Origin of the sequence: Leptolyngbya iicbica LK, assembly GCF_004212215.1 — a bacterium.
Taxonomy (GTDB): domain Bacteria; phylum Cyanobacteriota; class Cyanobacteriia; order Phormidesmidales; family Phormidesmidaceae; genus Halomicronema; species Halomicronema iicbica.
Genome location: NZ_QVFV01000007.1, coordinates 75718 through 96065, shown reverse-complemented (window position 1 = coordinate 96065; position 20348 = coordinate 75718). Strand labels below are relative to the sequence as shown.

Genomic DNA, 20348 nt, shown 5'->3' with positions numbered 1-20348 from the left:
CAGAGTCTTCTTAAACCTCTCCTTGCGTTGGCGCAGCCTGCCCGAAGGGCTTAGGAGAGGTGCCGCAGGCGGTGAGGTTCGGACAGATGCTAATACTCTACTTCTGAGCCTGGCTGGGCATTCCAGGCGCGACGCCCAGCCAACAAGGTGGATTATCCCAAACTGCCCCGTGACTGCTGCTCCCGCTCGATCGCTTCAAACAACGCCTGAAAATTCCCTTCCCCAAAGCCATCGGCGGGGCGCTGACCCGTGGGGGTGGGGGCCGACTGCCGCTCAATGAATTCCCAAAAGAAGGTGGGCCGCTCGAAGAGGGGCTGGGTAAAGGTTTGCAGCAGGCGAGACTGGGGGGAGTCGGCGGGCCAATCCACCAGAATTTGTTGCTGGGCGATCGCGGCCCAATCCCCCGCTGCACGCCAAAACCCGGCCCGGTTCGGCAACTGCTGATAATAGCTGGCGGGCACCGACAAAAACTGCACCTGCCGTCGTCGCAGCTCGGCAATGGTGGTCACCAAGTCGGCGGTTTTGAGGGCCGCATGTTGAATGCCCGCGCCCCGATGTTGGGTGATAAATTCTTGCACTTGGGAATTGTCGGAGGTGGGCTCGTTGATGGGCAGGGTGGCATCGCCGTCGGGGTGTTTGAGCACCAGACTGCGCAGGCCCGATCGCGGCGTTTGGATCACAAATTGCTGCTCCGGCTGGAAGCCCAGACACTTTTCGTACCAGGTGGCCGCCGCCAAAAGTTCGCCCTCCGGCACATTCAGCACGGCATGGTCGATCGCCAGCCAGGGCAACGCGATGGGTCGGGGGGGAGTCCAAACGGGCGATCGCGGCGGGTCGGCGGGACGCTCAATGAGGGTGTGGGTCAGGCTACCCCAGCCCGAAATGCGACACCACCGTAGCGGCCCCGCCGCCGTCACTTCAGTGCTGATGGGAGCTGTTAACGGGACGCCCAAGCGCTGGAGCCGCGCCGCGATCGCGTCCAAATCGCGCACCCGCAAGGCCACATCGCCTACCCCCTCGGCATAGTGGTGGAGAAAGTGCGAGACCTCGCGACGGCCCGAGCCCGGTGACGAGAGCAAAATGAGGATGCGATCGCGCTGCACGGCCAACTCGCCAAAAGCTTGCCACGTCGGCGCGGCGATCGCGGCAAAATCGAGCGTTTTGACAAACCAGTCCCGCCAAACCGCCGCATTGTGCACAAAGAGATGCAAATACTCAAAATCCATCCCCAAACCTGCGTCTTCTGACTGCTACAGCCTACTGTAGGCATGGGAGGGATCATTTGGATAGTTACGCAAGAGGGATTTTGCTCGCCGTCCGGTCCCCTCACTCATCTAAATGGCGGCGCAGCATCGTCAGCAGGTCGGGCGTGTTGAACGGCTTGGCTAGGAAATCACAAAAGCCGAGATGAGTGGTTAAATCAGAGGTTTGGTAAGCATTGACGCCGCTAGTGGCGATCGCCTTCAGGTGAGGATTCCAATGTTGCAGCAGGGGCATGAGCGTCGCGCCATCCATCCCCGGCATCATCATGTCGATCAGCACCAGATCAATGGTGCGCCACTGGTCTTGATACAGATCCAGCGCGGCGGTCCCATTCTCAGCGGTGAGCACCTGATAGTGGTTGAGCTCTAACACCGTCGCCATCACCGAGCGAATGGCCGCTTCATCATCCACCACCAGAATAGTCTCCTGATGGCCCGCGAGCAGATTGGTATTGTCGTCGGGGGCGATCGCCGCTTCCCGGCTAGCGGGCAGATACACCGCAAACTGACTGCCCTGATTGACCTCACTTTTGACATCTACAAAGCCCCCGTGACTTTGCACAATGCCCATCACCGCCGACAAGCCCAGGCCCGTGCCCTTGCCAATCTCTTTAGTGGTGAAAAACGGGTCAAAAATGCGGGAGACAATTTCGGGCGGAATGCCCTTGCCGGTATCGGCAACGGTGACGCGCACATAAGGCCCCGGTTGGGCTGCTAAAAACTCGCCCGCCGTCACCTCGTCAAACTGCACATTGCAGCCCTCGATGCGCAGGCTACCGCCCTCCGGCATGGCGTCACGGGCATTGACGCACAAATTCATAAAGACCTGGTGCAGCTGGGTCACATCCCCCACCACGGGCCACAGGTGGGGCTCCAACCCCAGGGAAATTTCGATGGATTTGGGCAGCGTCTGGTTCACGATCAGCCGAATTTCTTGCAGAATATGGGACAGCTGGAGGGTGATGCGCTTGCCTTCGACCCCGCGGGCAAACGAGAGAATTTGCTTGATCAGCGAACTCCCCCGCCGCGCGCTGGATTCCAGCGTGTCGAGTAACTGCTGGGTCGAGTCCGGCAGATCCGGAAATTTGAGGGGGAGCAGTTGGGTGACGCCCAAGATCGGGGTCAGGATATTGTTCAAATCGTGGGCAATGCCGCTGGCCAGGGTGCCGAGACTTTCGAGCCGTTGGGCGCGGAGAAATTGCGCTTGCAGGTCTTTGTTTTCGGTGACATCGCGGTGAATGCCAACGATGCGCTGGGGTTCGCCACTGTCGCTAAAAAAGACCTTGCTTTGTACGCTAATCCACCGAGTGGTGTCGTCGCGGCGCACAATCCGAAATTCCGTCTCCAAGGGCTTTTGGTCGGTAAGGGCTTGCTGGAGGGCCAACTCGATGTCGGGGCGATCGTCGGGATGTAGGGTTTGCAGCCAGCGATCGTAGTTGTCCTGAAATGCGCCCGCCGCCATCCCGTAGAGGGTTTCGAGTTCTGGCGACCAGATCACCTCACCGTTGCTCAAATTCCACTCAAAGGTGCCCATCTTGGCGGCGCGTTGAGCCAGCACCAAGCGCTCTTGAAAATGCTGTCGTTCCAAAATCTCTTGCCGCAGCAGTTGGTTGGCGTTTTCTAGCTGGGCCGTGCGCCTTTGCACCCGTTGTTCCAGGGTTTCATTAGCCTCCCGCAGGGCTTCTTCAATTTGCTGGCGCTCGATCGCATACCGCAGCGATCGCACCAGCAGCTCTTGATTCACCTGGCGTTTCACCAAATAGTCTTGCGCCCCCCGCCGCACCGCTTCCACCGCTAGCGCGTCGTCGTTGGTGTTCGTCAGCACAACGACGGGCACCTGGGGCACTTGGGTTTGCAGCTTATCCAGCGACGCCAGGCCATAGCTGTCAGGCAGGGTCAGATCCAGCATGATGACATCGACCGGATGGCTGCGGCAATGCTCAATGCCTTCGGTCAGGCGCGTCACCGCAGCGACCTGAGCTTGATGCAGCACACTCCCTTTCAACGTTTCTTGGAGCAGCCGCGCCTCTGCCCGGTTATCTTCAATCAGCAGAATGTTCTCAATAGGACACATTAGGGATCGGTGTAAGGCAACGCGACGGTTTCCAGCCAAAATTCCTCGATGCCGCGCACAATCTGAAACAGTTGTTTGAGGTTGCGCGATTTCGAGATGTAGCAGTTCACATGCAGGTCATAGCTGTTGAAGATGTCCTCCTCGTTGCGTGAGGTGGTCAACACCACCACCGGAATGTGGCGCAAATTGGGATCGGCTTTGATGTCGGCCAGCACCTCCCGACCGTCTTTGCGGGGCAGATTTAAGTCCAGCAAAATCAGGTCGGGGAGGGTGGCCTCAGCAAAGTCGCCCTCGCGCCGCAGATAAGTCATGGCCTCGACGCCGTCGCGGGCGATCGCTACCTCACAATCCACGGCGGTACTTTTCAGCGCTTCTTGAATCAGCCGAATATCGCCGCGATTATCTTCCACTAAAAAGATAGTTTTGCGTCTTCCATCGGTTGGCATGGCTGGCATCGAGACCTCCCACAGGCAGCGTAAAGCAGAAGTTGGCACCTTCTCCCAGGGCCGACTCGACCCAGATTTGTCCCCGGTGGCATTCCACAATTTTTTTGCAGATGGCCAGCCCCATGCCCGAGCCCGGATATTCATCGCGGGTGTGCAGACGTTGGAAGATCACAAAAATGCGATCGCCGAACTGCGGATCCAACCCAATGCCATTGTCTTTGACGCTAAACCGCCAGGATTCCTCCGTGCGCTCCACCCCAATGTGAATTTGGGGCGCGACATCCGCCCGCCGGAACTTGATGGCGTTGCCAATCAGATTTTGGAACAGCTGCATCAGCTGCGTACCGTCCGCCACCATCGTCGGCATCTTGTCGTAGGTGACCGTGGCCTGAGTTTCCGCAATGCGGCCCCGCAGGTTGGCGATCGCCTGGGTCAGCGACTCTTCCACATTGGTCAAGGCACACTCAATACCCTTCACATCCACTTTGGAATAGGCCAGCACGTCATCAATCAACGTCTGCATCAGGCCCACACCATCCACCGCGAAGTTGATGAAGTCCTTGGCGTCGTCATCCAGGGCGTCGTCATAGCGCATTTCCAGCAGTTGCACGTAGTTCGCCACCTGATTCAGCGGCTCCTGCAAATCGTGAGACGCGACGTAGGCAAATTTCTTCAGCTCCGCGTTAGACCGCTCCAGGTCTTGGGCCAGCAGCGCCAATTCCTCCGCCTGCCGCAGCACAATGTTGACGACTGCTTTGCGGAATTCCAACACGCTGCGAATTTCCACTGGCTGCCAGGGCAGCGACTTCAGCTGCACGGTCTCTTTCCACAGGGCAAAGGACTGGCGCGGACACAGCTGCGGGTCGTCTTGGGTGCCCTCAAAGTGGTACGCATTGTTCGGATCGCCGCCCCAATTCACCGTTTGAATCACCTCAGGCCGGAACCACAGAATGAAGCTGCGTTTGGAAATCGGAATCGCCAGCAAGCCACTGGCAATGTCCTTAAAGCGCTCGGCCTCGAAGTAGATGCGCGGTAGGGAGTCGGTGTAATACACGTCTTCGGAGACGTTGTTGCTGAGCCACTGCGCCAAATAGGTCAGTTCTTCTTCGTTGGGAGTCAGCCCGAGGGTGGTCCACCGCCCGTTGAAACAAATGGCCGCCCCGCTCGCCTTCGCCAAATCCAGCAGATTGGGATCCCCCTGTACGAGAGCGTCGATGAAGCTGTCCTCTCGCGACATCGCATCAATCAGCAAGGCCTGGGTTTGCGAGAGCTGCATCCGGTAGTTGGTGTCGGCCTCTTCTTCGCGGTTGGCGATCTCAGAGAAAATCATGCGGCCCAAAAATTCACAGGCTTTCCGCAATTCATAAGGGATTTGGCGGGGCGTGCGATGGTGACAGGCAATCAGTCCCCAAAGCTTCTGGTCCTTCATCAACGAAATGGTGAGGGATGAACCCACACCCATATTTTCCAAATACTTCAGGTGACAGGGGTAGGGGCTCCGCAAAATCGATTGGATGAGATCGGTGGGGCGGTTGGTGACCGGGTTCACTTCGGGATAGAGGTCAACTGGCTCGGCAGTGGCGTCGGGGATGGTGCGAATCCAGTTGGAGACGAACATCTTGCGGGCCGGAGCGGGGATGTCGGACTCGGGGAAGTGCAGCCCCATGTAGGATTCCAGGTCGGCAATTTTGTCCTCGGCCATCACTTCGCCGTGACCATCCTGGTCAAAGCGATACAGCATGACGCGATCGAACCCCGTCACCTTACGCACTTCTTCCACAATCATTTGGAAAAACTGGTTGAGCTTTGCACCCGCTTCCAACTGATTAATGGAGACTTTGGCGAGATGATAAAAGCCCAAAAAGGGAATATTTTCTTGCATGAGTGCGGGCTCAAGTTCCAGCACTAAAAAGCCGTCCGCACTGCGATGCACGATCGCATCAAAGACGCCATAATCATCCCCTTGACGCCGCACCCAAACCTTAGCGGGGTTCATCAAATCCAGATTGTCGGCAGCAAGAGCCCGGAGGAAGAGATCGGCCTGATAGGAATCCAAAATATCTTCCAAAGGCTTGCCGACCAGGTCTTCGGCGGGTCGACCGAATAGCTTAGAAACGTTGCGGCTAATTTGCAGCACCGTCATGTCTGGCTCTTTGAGCACGAGAATAGCCCCGTGGGGCTGCACTTGGGTCAGAGTGTTGATCGCCGGTTGCTTGAGGCTGGCTAAACTGCGATCGCTGATCTGTAGGGCTTGGCTGTTCATATCCACTCTCTCCGCATTAAAAGGCTGTTAAAAGCAAATCCGCACTGTGAAACGTTGCGTGGAAACACAGCACCTTTCACTTCGAAGATAGAACAGTCATTTGGCGTTTCTACTGGGGAATTATTAAACAAACGCGAAGGTTTAAAAAAGGTGAGACAAAGCGTTTTTTATTGCAATAAATTGACTCATTGCTGTATTAAAACGAGTCAATTGCTTAGGTAAACGTGTTAAAAATCGGGCTTCCTTGACGGAATGTTGCAAGTATTTTTACTCGTGACAGTGTTCACTCCTGGGGCAGGGTCACAATGTTGAGCCAAAAATCTTCAATGCGGCGCAAGATGTGGGTGAGTTGGTCGCGATCGCTGGGGTGAATCACATAGCAATTACCCTGAATGGCGTAAGTGTTGAAAATGTCGTCAGGACAGTCCGAGAGGGTCAGCACGATGATGGGGATGCGGCGCAATCGCGCATCGCCTTTGATGGTCGCTAAAAGCTCATAACCGTTGCTGGCCCCGGCCATGCCCTCGGCGTTGTGGCCTAACTCCAAATCCAGCAAAATCAGGTCGGGGCGCTGGGCCGTGGCGTACTCGCCCTGGCGATGCAAATAGTCGAGGGCGGCTTGGGGGTCGGCGATCGCCACCAATTGCGGCTGCAGTTCATGATGGGCGAGCACGTCTCGAATCACGCTGACATGGGCGGGATCGGACTGTAGCACTAAGATCAGGCGCGGGGCGGACGGATCCTGCATCAAATTCTCTGATGGTAAAAACTGCCGTCCATTCTGGCATTAATCTCTCCTGTTGGGGCCGATTTTCGCCAGGTCGCTATCAATCGCAAGGATTTGGTCTTCGCCGCGCACGCGATCCTACCTGAGCACTACTGCTGCGATCGCCACTGAGTCATCACCCAGTTGGCGGCGGCAGTGTTGGTCTCCGTCATAGATCGCTCTATCGCCTGCTCGACTAAGTCGATGGCGAGTCCAGCCAGCACTTGTGACGTCTGAATCGGTTCGTAAACACCGGCAGGCGTGAGGCCAAACGCAAAGAGTCGTAAACCTTTGACATCTACCACCCAATATTCAGGGATCTGCAATTTGGCATACAGTTGCTTTTGCTCGTCTAAATCAAGGCTCAGGGTCGTGTCAGATATTTCGCCGACCAAGTCCGGCAGGCGCTGGCTGGGTGCGACGATCCGGCGCGGTTCCCCACTTTGCCAACGCGGTATGTCATCCCCTCGATAGAGCACCAGATCAGGGGCGCAGGCTTGGGTATCAGGATGCTCAATCAAGCATCGCCCATAGGATTGCAGCGGCGTATCTGGATGCAGAAAGGCCCAAAAGCCAATGATGATAGTAATTAAGTCACTCAAAGAAGCGTGGTTTGGCCCTTCTGATCCCATATCAATCCACAACCATCCTTCGTCAAAAGCGATTTTTTGCCAGTCGATCGCGTCACTATCGCGCACTGCCACATAGTCTTGCCAAGTGGCGTTGTACTGATGCTGATAGCGATCGCGGGTCTTGAACGGGGCGAGGGACAGGGTCATAGAAGGATAGACTCGACTGCAACGCTGAGTTTCATGATAATCATTGGGTGCGGGTACAGGCCAAATAGAATGCCATTGCTCCCCTTTGCGGTGTGGTGCAGGGGTTACTGCCAGTCGTCTTGGGCTTGTTGCCAAACGTACTGGGCGAGTTGATCGATTTCTGCTGCGGTGAGGCGATCGCGATAGGCCGACATAATGCCTTTGCCATTAGTGATCAGATTAGCGATCGCCGCGACGGAATCTACGCCATTGCGTTCTAGGGCTCGCTGCTTCAAAGTTTTGCGCCGTCGCACGATGTTGCCCCCGCCGACGTGACAGCCTGCACAGTGAGTTTCAAACAAAGCCGGTGCCGACGCCTCTGGCTCTTGTAAGTCTCCTGCCGTCGCCCCCAGCGGGAGCCAGAGCAGTCCACTACAGAGCACAGCGAGCAGGCAGAGCCCGAACTTGAGCAGCGATCGCACCATCATGATTCCTGTTTCGTGACGCCAGTTGTGTTGTCTGTATTGTAGTGAGGCCAGTGCCGTTGCAAAAACGCCGTCATGGCCTGACGACTCAAAGGACGACTAAACCAATACCCCTGCATCTGCTCACACCCTAGACTTCTCAAGTAGGTGGCTTGTTCGGGGGTTTCGACCCCTTCGGCCACCAAGCCCAATTGCAGCGCTTGCCCTAGCGCCACGACGGCCTTGAGCATGGCCATATCTTGCGCATCGTTGGGAATGTTTTCGACAAAAGAGCGATCGATTTTCAAGCCATGAAACGGCAACCGCTTCAAATAACTGAGGGATGAATAACCGGTGCCAAAATCATCCATCACCAAGCGAATGCCTAGCTGGCGGAGTTGTTGCAGCGTCGCGATGGAAACGTCCAAGTTCGACAACGCTGCGGTTTCAGTCACCTCCAGCTCCAGCGACTGGGGGGCCAAGTCAAAGGCCGCCAGCACCTGTTCCACGTCTTGCACCAGGGTCGCATGATGCAGCTGCCGCGCCGATAGATTCACGGCGATTTCCAAGTCGGAAAAGCCTTGCTCTTGCCAGATTTGGAGCTGACAGCAGGCTTGCTTGAGCACCCAGTCACCGAGGGGAATAATGAGGCCGATTTCCTCCGCTATGGGAATAAACTGATTGGGCATAACTTCACCCAGTTCTGGACTGCGCCAGCGCAACAACGCCTCAATCCGGCAGATGCGTCCCTGGGCCACATCAATTTGAGGCTGAAAGTAGAGGCGAAACTCTTCGCGCTGTAACGCTTGATGCAGGTGTTTTTCGAGGAGCAGCTGTTGGGAAGCGTGGGAACTCAGGGTCGAGGTGTAAAAGCGATGGGTATTGCGACCAGCGGCTTTGGCGGCATACATGGCGGCGTCGGCATTTTGCAACAGGGTAGTGACGCTATCCCCATCTTGCGGAAAGACGGCGATCCCGATGCTGCTGGTCACGTAAAGTTCGTGGTTCTCAATCAGGAAGGGGGGCTTGAGTTTTTGGCTCAGACGCTCAGCGACGCGACTCGCTTCGTCGAGGCTGTCAATGTTTTGCAAGATCAGCGTGAACTCGTCGCCGCCCCACCGGGCGAGTAAATCTTCGCGGCGCAAACCGTCACTCAAACGCTGGGTGGCCTGTACCAAGAGCTGATCGCCGATCGCATGGCCGAGGGTGTCGTTGATATTTTTGAACCGATCCAGGTCTAAAAACATGACCGCTACCCTCTGGTCGCGGCGACGGGCGGCGGTGATGATCAGCGGCAGTTCTTGATTAAAGGCGGTGCGATTGGGCAGCCCCGTGAGGGGATCATGAAACGCCTGGTAGCGCATTTGGGCTTCGGTGTGTTGGCGCTTGAGGGCACCGCCAACACTGGCGGCGATCGTCACCAAAATGGATTCTTCACTGGGGGTCCAGTCGCGGTCGGGGTCGCAAGCGTCAAACCCGATGTAGCCCCACAAGTCCTGGTCAATGAAGATCGGCACCATCAAAATCGACGCGATCGCATCCCGGCTCAACAAGTCTTGTTCTTGGAGTGGCAGGGTACTCACTCGTCCCCGGATGGACTGCCCTGCCTGCAAGGCGCGATACCAGCGAATGAGGCCGTGTTCGCTATAGCATTTGTTTTGCCAGTGCGATTGATGGATGCTGGGAGTAATGTGGGCTTGCGTCCATTCGTAGCGCATGCTCATGCAGGGCTCACCGGATATCGGATGCAGATGATTTTCGTAAATGTAGACGCGATCGGCAGCAGCAGCCTCGCCCAGGGTGGCCAGCATTTTGTGAATGGAGTCTTCGACATTGAGGTTGGTGAGCAACTGCTGGCTCGCTTGAGCCACCCCTTCCAGTAGGCGATCGCGCTGGTGCAGCTCGATTTCTGCCTGTTTGCGCTGGGTGATGTCTTCGACCGTGCCCTCAAACCCCATGATCTGTCCTTGGGCATCGAAAATCGTGCGGGCCGATTCCGAAATCCAGATGATGCTGCCGTCTTTGCGGTATACCGCCGACTCATAGCCGATCACCGCGCCGTCCCGGAGCATGCGTTCCACAAACGTGTGGCGCTGGTGCACATCCACGTAGAGCTCAGTGGCAATATTGGTCAAACTGGTGATCAAATCATCCGGCGAGTCATAGCCATAGATCTTCGCCAACATCGGGTTGACGGTGATGTAGCGCCCCTCAGTGGTGGTTTGAAAAATCCCTTCAACGGCGTTTTCAAAAATGCTGCGATATTTGCTCTCGGCCTGTTGTCGTGACTGCTCGGCTTGTAAACGCTCCATGGCGATCGCGATCGCGTTGGCAGCCACCCGCAACAACGTCACTTCAGACGGCGACCACTGCCGCGCCACCTGGCAATTGCTAAATCCCACCAAGCCGTTAAAGTGCCCGCGAATCAGCAACGGCAATAACAAAATGGATTTCACATTAGACGGCGGCGCTCCCCAAATGGGCCGAATTGCTGGCGGAAACTCATCCACCGTTTGGTTTATGCATTCACCTTGGGCCAATGCAGCGGTCCAGTCGGCCAGAGCGCCATCGCGCGCCAAGACCGCCACTTGGGGATCGCCAAAGGTCGAGGGCGTCTCGGCATCCGTCCACTGCGCGGTTTGTAACAGGCGGCTCGGGTCGTGAGCATCAACGACATATAACAGGGCGCGACTGGCGCCAGTGGCGGTCGCCAAGGGTTCGAGGGTGGCCTCAAATCGCTCATGGTTCCAGGTGTCGTCTAAATCAAGGAGCTGGCGCTGCAGCTCGACCAGGGCAGTCAAATACTGTTCGCGACGGTTAAGACTTTGCTGAAACTCGATGCGATCGCTCACATCTTCTAAGCTACCGAGTACGCCGACCACCTGCTGTTCGGCATTGTGAATGGGAAATTTGCTGACATTAATCCAGGTTTGCTCGGCCCCCTGGCCATGCTGCTCTAGGACGTTAATCTCAGGCCAATTATTTTGCATGATCTGGTGATCTTGCTGCCGAAACTGGCGGGCCGCTTCGGGCGAATAGGCCGCAATGTCGTAGTCAGTCTTGCCCACCACAGCCGCCGTCGTCGGCAGCCCAATACTCTCGGCAAACGTCTGGTTACAGCCCCGATAAACGCCGTTGTGGTCTTTCCAAAACAGGCGTTGAGGAATGCTATCGAGCACGAGATTGAGAAACTTTTCTCGATCAACCAGGGTCGTTTCGGCTTCCACGGTTTGCGTCACGTCCCGGGTCACGGCCAACACTTGGGCCTCATCCGTCAGGATGGACTGCTCCATCATGCAGCTAATGGTTTCAAACCAGCGATAGGAGCCATCGCGATGCCGCATGCGGAACCGCAAGGGGTGCGTGGTTTGGCGGCTTAAAAATTGGCGGAAGTAATGAACAACGTGTCGGTGGTCTTGGGGATGCACGAGCCACATGGGTGATTTGCCGACAAGTTCGGCGGCGGCATAGCCCAACAAATTCTGACAGCCCGAAGACATGTACTGAATGTTGCCATGCAGGTCGTGTTGTGAGATCAGGTCGAGCGATCGCTCTGCCAGCATGCGGTAACGGGTTTCACTTTCGCGCAACGCCGTTTCGGCCTGCTTGAGAGTCGAAATATCAGTGATAAACCCCTCCAGCCCGATGGGATTGCCCTGCTGATCTAAAACGCCCTGCCCTTTTTCCCATACCCATTTGGTTTCACCGCTGCGGGTGATGATCCGGTACTCTACCTCGTAAAATTGCGCCGCCGAGAGCGCTTGCTGAATCGCGGCCAGCACTCCGGGCAAATCGTCAGGATGGGTGATGTCGTTATAAGAGATCGGGTCAGTTTCGGTGGTCAGATCGGCATGGCTATAGCCGGTGAGGCGCAGGCAACCGTCACTGAGCGATCGCATCTTCCAGTCGGGGGGGCCTTTGGCCGTAAACACAATCCCCGGCAGGGTATTCATTAACCGTTGCAAATATTGCTGGTGGGTCAAAAGCTCAGCTTCGGTGCGTTTGAGCCGCAAGATCGCGCCTAAATGGGCGGCGACGGCTTCGACTAGATGAATCTGGAGGCGATCGCAAGCATGCGCCTCATTCATCAAAAACACCAGCACCATCAGGGTGTCATCGTCGAGCGAAACGGGCACCCCGACAGCCGCGCCCAAGCCATATTCCGCCGCCAAATCGCGGCGCTTAAACAGAGACGATGAGGCCTCTGCGACATCGGCAATCCACTCGGTTTGCCCCGAGTGATAGACGCGCCCAGGCAAGCCTTGTCCCGCCTCAAACGTCCAAGTCTGGCTCCCTTGGCTAAAGGCATGATATTGCGGATGTGAGGCAAACCAGACCCCGCTATGCTTTAGCACTTGAGGGCCTGAGGGCAGCCACACTTCCCCATAAACCCATGCTGTGTGGCTACACACGAGCTCTAGCAGGCAGGTCAACGCCGACTCAAAATCAGCGGCTTTGCTGACTTCCATCGAAATCATTTGGAGCAGGGTTAATGCTTCTGGATTGATCGCCAGGAAATTGTTTTCTAACTGAGGGGGAGAGTTCGCGCGGGAAGAGTGGGCCATCAGAAATTCAGGAAAGAACAGCAAATACTTCGTGGGGGGCAACACATTGCTAAGCCGGGTGCCAGCACCTTGACACAACCCAGCTAGACAGTTGTTTGCTGTTGCAAGTGGTTGACAGTGAAAGAAGCGATCGCCGCAAACGTCAACCTTGACGAAAGCTCTTTAGGTTGTACCAATTCTATCTAACGGGGGTTGCTAGGGTTAACATGCCCAAAAAAGCGTTCCCTGGCCGCTTGATGACTCGACGCCAACCGTTGCCGCTGGAGCACCCGTGACTCATAGAAATCGCATCCTCAGAAGGGATAAGAGCCCGCGTCGGAACCCACCCCGCCCTACAGGCACCCCTCCCGCGAGGGGATAAATCAGCACATCATTTAATTTCCGATCCGTTGAGAATTGCGGATGTTTTTCTCTCCACAAGACTTTTACAACTCAAACATGGCAGGATAAACAACAAAGTTGCCGACCGTCGCCTAATGTCTTGCTGATGAAAAAGCCATTTCGCCGTCTATTAGGAATTGTCGTCGGCCTAATTAGCGTTTCTTTCATTCCTGCAATGGCCCAAGCCACCTGGCAACAACCGCCCGAACCCATCGCCTCGATGCTGGATACGCCCTGGTATCCGGGCGTGATTATTTCCCCCAATCACCAATGGCTCGTGCGGCTGCATCGTCCCGCCTTGACGCCACTCGCGGAGTTGGCCCAACCCCGGCTAGAACTGGCTGGGCTGCAGCTCAACCCGGCCTTGAGAGCGCCCGCCCAGGCCTATGGGTTTGTGGGCCTGACGGTGCAAGCGATCGCCACTGGCGAGCAAGTGGACATCGCCCTTCCCCAAGCTGCGGGCATTCGCAATTTCCGCTGGTCGCCCACGGGTAATCTGCTGGCGTTCACCCTGGATGAACCGACGGGTGTGGCGCTGTGGGTCGCCGATATGACAACGGCCAAAGCCTGGCAACTGACCGAGCCCACCCTCAACAATACCTACGGTGCGCCCTGTCGTTGGCTGGCGAACGATGCCGGCCTGCTCTGCAAAATGGTGCCCGCTAATTTGGGGCCAGCGCCGATCGCCCACGCCGTTCCGACGGGGCCGCGCATTGAGCAAAACCTGGGGCGCACTGCTCCGGTACGCACCTACACTAACTTGCTAGAGTCGCCCGCGGATGAAGCCCTGTTTGAGCATTACCTCACCTCAGAACTGGCGCGCGTGGATTTGCAGGGCGATCGCATTGTGTTGACCGCTCCCCAACTGATCGCCGCCGCTGCGCCCTCCCCCGATGGCCAGTGGATTCTCTTGCGCACAATCCAGCGACCGTTTTCCTACCAGGTGCCCGCACGACTCTTTCCTAAACGCATCAGCGTGCTCAATCAAGCGGGGGAAGAGGTATATCGCGTGGATGACTTGCCGCTGGCCGATGATATTCCGGTCACCTTTGACTCGGTGCGCACTGGCCGACGTACGACGGGTTGGCGCAGCGATCGCCCCGCCACCCTGTACTGGATCGAAGCCCTCGACGGGGGAGATGCCAGCGCCGAAGTCGAGTACCGCGACGCCGTATTTCAACTGTCGGCCCCCTTTCAGCAGCCGCCTGAACCGCTGTGGCAAACCCAACTCCGCTACAACGACATTCTCTGGGGCCACGACACCCTCGCCCTCGGCATTGAAGCCTGGTACGACACCCGCCGCGTCCGCGTTTGGCAGCTCAATCCGGAAACTCCAGCACAGCCGCCAACGCTGCTGGACGATCGCGATTATCAAGACCGCTACAACGATCCGGGCCAACCGATGACGACGCCTGGTCCCTATCAACGCCGCGTCCTCATGCTTTCTCCCGATCAACAGAGCCTTTACCTCCGGGGACGGGGCGCGTCGCCCGAGGGCGTGTATCCCTTTCTCGATCGCTGGCACCTCGCCACGCAAGCAAAAACCCGCCTGTGGCAAGCGGCTGATCCCTATTACGAATCTGTGGTGGCCTTGCTGAATGATGACGCCACCCAAATCATCACCCACCGCGAATCGACGGCGGAAACCCCCAATTATTGGCGACACGATTTGATGACGGGCGAGGCGATCGCGCTAACCGACTTTGCCGACCCGCGTCCTTGGTATCGAGATTTGGTGCCCCAGGTGATTCGTTATGAGCGAGCCGATGGTGTGATGCTATCGGCGACGCTGTATCTCCCACCGGGTCATGATCCCGCCACGGATGGACCACTGCCAACGTTTCTGTGGGCCTATCCCCAAGAGTTCAAAAGTCGCGATGCCGCTTCGCAGGTCACCACGGCGGAAAATGCCTTTCGTCGTCCCTACGCCTATGATCCCCGCTTTTTGTTGACTCAGGGGTATGCCATCGTCATGGGGCCGACCATGCCCATCATTGGCGAAGGCGACGCTGAACCAAACGATACCTATGTGGAACAACTCACTCAGAGTGCTGAGGCGGTGGTGAACTATCTGGTTGAACAGGGCATTAGTCGGCGCGATCAACTGGCGATCGGCGGCCATTCTTATGGTGCGTTCACCGCGGCTAACTTGCTGGCCCACACCGATTTATTCCAAGCGGGGATTGCCAATAGCGGAGCCTACAACCGCAGTCTGACGCCCTTTGGCTTTCAGGGTGAGCAACGCACCTTTTGGGACGCGACCGATACCTATTTAACGATGTCGCCTTTCACCCACGCGGCAAAGATTAATGAACCGTTGCTCTTAATTCATGGGGCCAATGACGAAAATGCGGGCACGTATCCGATTCAAAGCGAACGGCTCTATGGCGCAATCAAAGGGCTCGGCGGCACGGTCCGTTGGGTCGAACTACCGTTGGAAGGGCACGGCTATGAGTCGCGCGAAGCGGTTGGTCATGTGCTGTGGGAAATGGAGCGCTGGTTGGCCACGTATCTCAAACAGCCGGAGCGGGCCTCACCGGATACTGAGCAGCCAGCCGCGATCGCCCCTTGATGACCTGCGTCAAATTACAAACAGGCTGGAAACTTGTCGGTCTGTCGAACTACAATGCCTGACAGGTTAGGCCATTAACGAGTGAGAGCCGGATGTGTCTGGTCAACTTGCCTAACTAAGCCACAGGATGCCGTTTTTAGCGAATCGTTCTCTTTGATATGAGTGCAGGAGTGTGACCGAATCCGCGACGTCTGCTCAGGAAGTGTCTCTACCCGTTGGAGACGATACCGAAATCATTGCCGACCTAAAAGTGAGTTCGGCCGATCGCATCTTGTTTTACCTGGCCATCAGCGTGATGAAGCTTGGGGGGCATCGGTATGGCTCGTTTCTAGAAGCGGCGAACACCGCAGCCAAACTAGCGATCTATTCATCCTATTTAGAACAGGGCCACAACGTCCGTAAAACCAGCTTTTTGCATCATGTTGAGCCAAAGCGGGTGCGGGCGATCGTCAAAGAGGTCGAAGCCCTGAAAGCCGACGGCAAATCTCTCACCAGCCTCAGCGACCAAGAGCCCTACTACCTCATTGGTCTGCCCTTCCTCTGGCAGGAAAAATATCCCTGGGAAGCCGGACAATGCCGCCTCAACAACCATTACCTCAGTGCCAAAGAGCATGAAGCACTGTATGAGCAACTGCCAGCAGATCTGCCCTCCGCCCGGTTTTTAGACATGCTGGAGTTTTTAGATCTGATTCAGCTGCTCCACGAAAAGTCGCAGGCTGAATATCCCCCCAGTCGCCAGATGCCGCTGAGTGATGCCCTGACTGAGCACATCAAATTTCGACTGCTGCACTCTGGCACGGTCACCCAGGTAGATATTCCCTTTTTATCGATTCCGATTTTTGCGCTGACGCGCACCCACTATGCCCCCAAAGGTCAGCAAGAGCGGGTCTTCACCATGATCGACGACTTGGCTCGCTTTGGTAAGCTCATGCAAGATTGGGTGGTCGAACAGCCTGATGTGCTACGCGGCTTAGAAGTGTTTGATGTGGCGCCAGAGCAGCGGGAGAAAGCCCTGGCAGAACTCGACACGATGCTCAAAGCTTGGGCCGATAAGTATCACCAAGAGGGCGGCCACCCCATGATTTTGCAACTTGCGGCGGGTACTCGCGAGCCGGGTGACGCTTAGGGATGAGAATTGAATCAGTTAGGACAGCCGAGACTCGCAAAAACCGTCCATTGAGTCACCATGCGATCCCTCGACTTCTTGCAAACTGCACTACAACGCCTTTGGACAGGCGGTTCTGCCAATTTGGACCTGACCCGCTGTTGCGATCGCACTTCATCCTCAAACCAGAAGATGCCCAGACCTTGAATGGCCTCTTGGGTACCGAAGCCTTACTTTTAGGGGTGTTCATCTTGCTCATGGGGTTGAAAAAATAGCGGTGAATTGCATGATCTGCCGAATATCTGACCAGGGAGTCACTGCCCATGACTAGCCTTGACCAACTGACTAACCTGTTTCATATGACCGATCAGGTTTGGAGTCGCCACGCCAACCCCTGGAGTGTCTGGACCCGTTATGGGGCCTTACCTTTGCTGATCGGGGCAATTTGGTCGCGGGTTTGGTGGGGATGGTTCGCGCTGCTGCCAACGCTCTTAGTCATCTTGTGGATTTGGCTCAATCCTCGAATGTTTCCCAAACCGAAAACCACTCGGCAATGGGCCTCCAAAGCGGTCATTGGTGAGCGGATTTGGCTCAACCAGAAGCAAGTGCCGATTCCTCGGCATCATCGTCCAGTCATCGCAGTGACCAATACTGTCAACGCGATCGGCTTTGGCATTTGCCTTTGGGGTCTCTGGAGTCTGCATCCCTACCTCACCCTGATGGGACTATCCTGGGTGATTTTGGGCAAAACGTGGTTTCTCGATCGCATGGTGTGGCTGTGTGACGAGATGAGCGATCGCTGCCCCCAGTATCAAGAATGGCTCTACTAGCAGCCTATTCAGTCCGTCGATCAAGGGCCTGGTGACTGAATCAGAAAGCAATGCCAGCCTTCCAGATGGGGATTGCGGCCGCGACGTGGGCAATCTCGTCCGGCGATCGCGACTCAACCGCAGCAATCTCCACCGTGATTGGAAATCATCTGGCCATGTCAGTAAGCTGGAAATATTAAAGCCCCACCACAAAAAGATTTACAGAACCAAAGAACAGCAGAATCACCTACTCATTAATTGTTAATAAATGTCAAGATTCGGGTATCTTTGGTTAGCGTTCTGCTCACACACTTAATTCTTATCCGGCTCATGATCCAGCAAATTGACCAACTTTGTGTCCAGGCCGATGGCCGGTACGCGACCGATGACGAACTTCTCTTTTTTCAGCGTTATCTCAAAACAGCGCGACTCCGATTTGCGCTTTACCAAAAGCTGCAAAAGCTAGAGCCCCAAATTATCGACAAAGTGCTCTTCGAATTGAAAACCAAGGAGCCCGATTTACTGATCATCAATGGTCAAGACTTGACTGCCAAATGGCAGCGAGATACGGTGCGCCTGATACGCTATGCCGCTACAGCTGTCCTCACGGACGATGAAGTGGTTTTCAAAGAGAAGCTATTGATCTGGTTTCAGACGATCATGCAATCGTTTAAGGCTGAACGCAGCTGTGAAGCCACCTACCGAGCTATGCAGAAAGTGTTGAAGAACTTGCTGACTGCCGATGAAGCCGCATTGTTTTGTCCCTTGATTGAGCTGACTCGAGTCACTTTAGGGCCAACGCGCGTTTGATGGGGGGTGGCTCGGCGTCAATTTGCCACATGAGTCCATTCTGTCAGCCGCATTCCTGATTCCTCTTTCGCCCTGGCGGCTCACCCTGTCAGGGTTTTGCATTTGCGGGTTGGGTGGCGATGCGGGTCGCCCAAGCAGTCCTGAGAGTCCTTGACTAAGGCATCCTTGGGGAAAGCCGGGGCAGGGCACCGCAGCCGTTTCTGGGGCGATCGCGGCCAAATACGTCCTGCCAGTTCCGTTGCTCTTAGTAAAAAGCATGGGAGCTCTGGATACAGTTAACGTCCAAGCATTTTGTTAAATAGACTACTTTTTGTCCCCTGAATGAGGTATTTATAAAAGACGTTAAAACTCGCTTTGGAATAAGAAGCATGAAATTAACCCTTAAAGCCCTGTGGTCTTTGCCATTGCTGCTCGCCGCTTGCGGTGGTGGCACCCCCTCTGTCGCGGATGCAGAAGCCGCCCTATGTGGTGCGATCGATGATTTTGGCAGTTCCCTGGCCGCCTATGGTCAATTAACAGCCGACTCAACGGTGGATGAGTTGCAAACGGCTCGCGAAGACGTGGTGAGTTCTTACGAGGCGATGAAAACGGCAGCCAACACGGTGCAAGATGCTCGCATTGTTGGCGTAGAAACGGCTTACGCTGATCTGCAAAGAACAGTAGACGGTATTTCGGGTCGGGATACCCTGGGCGAGGCTGCGACTCAGGTAAGCGAGAGCTTGGCAACCGTGCAGACGGCTCGCGAACAACTCTACAGCGACTTGAGTTGCCCATAACTCTCCCGCTGGGGGTTAGGCGCTGGACACAGCGTATGACTGACTTGTGACGCAAAAAACAGCGGCTGATTGCTAATTGCGATCAGCCGCTGTTCTGTTGGGATGCCTAAAAAATCGTGTTGACTTTGTCGAGCCAGCGGGCAACATCCTTAGCGTGATAGGTCAGGATCAAGTCCGCGCCCGATCGCTTAAAGCTAGTCATCGTTTCAAGCACGACTTTTTGTTCGTCAATCCAGCCGTTGAGCGCGGCGGCCTTCACCATGGAATATTCGCCAGAGACGTTATAGGCCGCCACGGGCAGATCCGTCGCGTCTTTCACCTGCCGAATAATGTCCATATAGGCCAGAGCCGGTTTCACCATCAGCATATCGGCCCCTTCATCAATGTCGAGGGCGATTTCTTTGAGGGCTTCGCGGCTGTTGGAGGGGTCCATTTGATAGGTGCGGCGATCGCCAAACTGGGGAGCCGAGTCCGCCGCATCCCGAAAGGGACCGTAGTACGCCGACGCATATTTCGCCGCATAGGACATGATCGGAATATTGGTAAACCCAGCGGCATCCAGGCCTTCGCGGATGGCCGTAACAAAGCCGTCCATCATGCCAGAGGGCGCAATAATGTCAGCGCCTGCCTGGGCTTGAGAAACGGCGGTTTTCTTCAGCAATTCCAGCGTGGGATCGTTGAGGACACGCCCGCTCAGATCACCCACTTCCAGATAGCCACAGTGACCGTGGTCGGTGTATTCACAGAGGCAAGTGTCAACGGTGACGATCAGATCAGGCACCGCTTCTTTCACCGCCGTGGTGGCTTTTTGCACGATGCCGCAATCATGCCAGGCACCCGTCGCTTCGGTGTCTTTGGTATCGGGGATGCCAAACAGAATGATGGAAGGAATGCCCAGGTCGTAAACTTCCTTGGCTTCTTCGACAATTTTGTCGATAGACAGTTGGTAGACCCCTGGCATGGACTTGACCTCTTCGGCCACCCCTTCACCGGGGACTGCAAACAGGGGATAAATCAGATCATTAGTCGAAACCACCGTTTCGCGCACCATGCGGCGCAGTTGGGGATGGCTCCGGAGACGACGAGGACGATGAGTCGGAAACATAGATTGACAAATGCACTGAGCAGGCCAAAGGAGCAAACCCACGATCGCTCGCCGACACTGATGAGCAGGGACGCGATCGCAGAATGTTAAAAGTCTACGTTGCTGAGGATGCCGTCTTTACAACCTGCTTACATTCTGTAAAGTCCCGCAACTATAGCTATATTGCAGGAGTGCAGGGAAGCGGTTAAAGCG

Annotated in this window: 15 protein-coding genes; 6 read left to right on the top strand and 9 right to left on the bottom strand. The window is 55.9% G+C overall.

What is annotated here, in order from left to right; all coding sequences use genetic code 11:
* Positions 1–152 precede the first annotated feature (152 nt).
* The 8 genes from DYY88_RS20330 to DYY88_RS20295 all read right to left on the bottom strand — a co-directional run bounded on the left by DYY88_RS20330 (position 153) and on the right by DYY88_RS20295 (position 12643).
* Positions 153–1226, bottom strand: coding sequence for a 4-hydroxyphenylpyruvate dioxygenase family protein (locus tag DYY88_RS20330; protein WP_039727165.1), 1074 nt, complete (start codon positions 1224–1226; stop codon positions 153–155).
* 100 nt (positions 1227–1326) lie between these two features.
* The gene (locus tag DYY88_RS20325; RefSeq protein WP_039727164.1) at positions 1327–3336 is read right to left on the bottom strand and encodes a hybrid sensor histidine kinase/response regulator; all 2010 of its coding nucleotides are present in this window, start codon (positions 3334–3336) and stop codon (positions 1327–1329) included.
* Positions 3336–3782 carry a response regulator gene (locus DYY88_RS20320; RefSeq protein WP_039729938.1) on the bottom strand — a complete coding sequence of 149 codons (447 nt, stop codon included), beginning with the start codon at positions 3780–3782 and terminating at the stop codon, positions 3336–3338. The genes DYY88_RS20325 and DYY88_RS20320 overlap by 1 nt, the downstream gene beginning before the upstream one ends.
* Complete coding sequence (locus DYY88_RS20315) at positions 3736–6045, bottom strand: ATP-binding protein (protein ID WP_039727161.1); 2310 nt, start codon at positions 6043–6045, stop codon at positions 3736–3738. The genes DYY88_RS20320 and DYY88_RS20315 overlap by 47 nt, the downstream gene beginning before the upstream one ends.
* Before the next feature lie 283 nt (positions 6046–6328).
* Positions 6329–6793 carry a response regulator gene (locus DYY88_RS20310; protein WP_039727160.1) on the bottom strand — a complete coding sequence of 155 codons (465 nt, stop codon included), beginning with the start codon at positions 6791–6793 and terminating at the stop codon, positions 6329–6331.
* Between the two features lie 128 nt (positions 6794–6921).
* Positions 6922–7590: a Uma2 family endonuclease gene (locus tag DYY88_RS20305; RefSeq protein ID WP_039727158.1), complete on the bottom strand. Its 669-nt coding sequence runs from the start codon at positions 7588–7590 to the stop codon at positions 6922–6924.
* Between the two features lie 104 nt (positions 7591–7694).
* Positions 7695–8057, bottom strand: a complete 363-nt coding sequence (locus DYY88_RS20300) for a c-type cytochrome (protein ID WP_039727156.1) — start codon at positions 8055–8057, stop codon at positions 7695–7697.
* Positions 8054–12643, bottom strand: a complete 4590-nt coding sequence (locus DYY88_RS20295) for an EAL domain-containing protein (RefSeq protein ID WP_207223359.1) — start codon at positions 12641–12643, stop codon at positions 8054–8056. The genes DYY88_RS20300 and DYY88_RS20295 overlap by 4 nt, the downstream gene beginning before the upstream one ends.
* 442 nt (positions 12644–13085) lie before the next feature.
* On the opposite strand from DYY88_RS20295, the gene DYY88_RS20290 reads away from it, so the two are divergent.
* From DYY88_RS20290 to DYY88_RS20270, 6 genes are all read left to right on the top strand, one after another.
* A complete protein-coding gene (locus DYY88_RS20290) occupies positions 13086–15551 on the top strand; it encodes an alpha/beta hydrolase family protein (protein ID WP_201279009.1) in 2466 nt (821 codons plus the stop codon).
* A 172-nt stretch (positions 15552–15723) separates the two neighbouring features.
* Complete coding sequence (hetR, locus tag DYY88_RS20285; RefSeq protein WP_201279008.1) at positions 15724–16677, top strand: heterocyst differentiation control protein; 954 nt, start codon at positions 15724–15726, stop codon at positions 16675–16677.
* 101 nt (positions 16678–16778) lie between these two features.
* Positions 16779–16931: a hypothetical protein gene (locus DYY88_RS24550; protein WP_160299553.1), complete on the top strand. Its 153-nt coding sequence runs from the start codon at positions 16779–16781 to the stop codon at positions 16929–16931.
* Positions 16932–16979: 48 nt separating this feature from the next.
* Positions 16980–17486, top strand: coding sequence for a DUF6653 family protein (locus tag DYY88_RS20280; RefSeq protein WP_044151238.1), 507 nt, complete (start codon positions 16980–16982; stop codon positions 17484–17486).
* A 309-nt stretch (positions 17487–17795) separates the two neighbouring features.
* On the top strand, positions 17796–18275 hold the full coding sequence (locus DYY88_RS20275; protein ID WP_039727153.1) for a globin family protein: 480 nt from the start codon (positions 17796–17798) through the stop codon (positions 18273–18275).
* 368 nt (positions 18276–18643) lie between these two features.
* Positions 18644–19051, top strand: a complete 408-nt coding sequence (locus DYY88_RS20270; protein ID WP_039727151.1) for a hypothetical protein — start codon at positions 18644–18646, stop codon at positions 19049–19051.
* 106 nt (positions 19052–19157) lie between these two features.
* Here the strand turns inward: DYY88_RS20270 and hemB are convergent, their stop codons facing one another.
* Positions 19158–20156 carry a porphobilinogen synthase gene (gene hemB / locus DYY88_RS20265; RefSeq protein WP_039727150.1) on the bottom strand — a complete coding sequence of 333 codons (999 nt, stop codon included), beginning with the start codon at positions 20154–20156 and terminating at the stop codon, positions 19158–19160.
* Positions 20157–20348 lie beyond the last annotated feature (192 nt).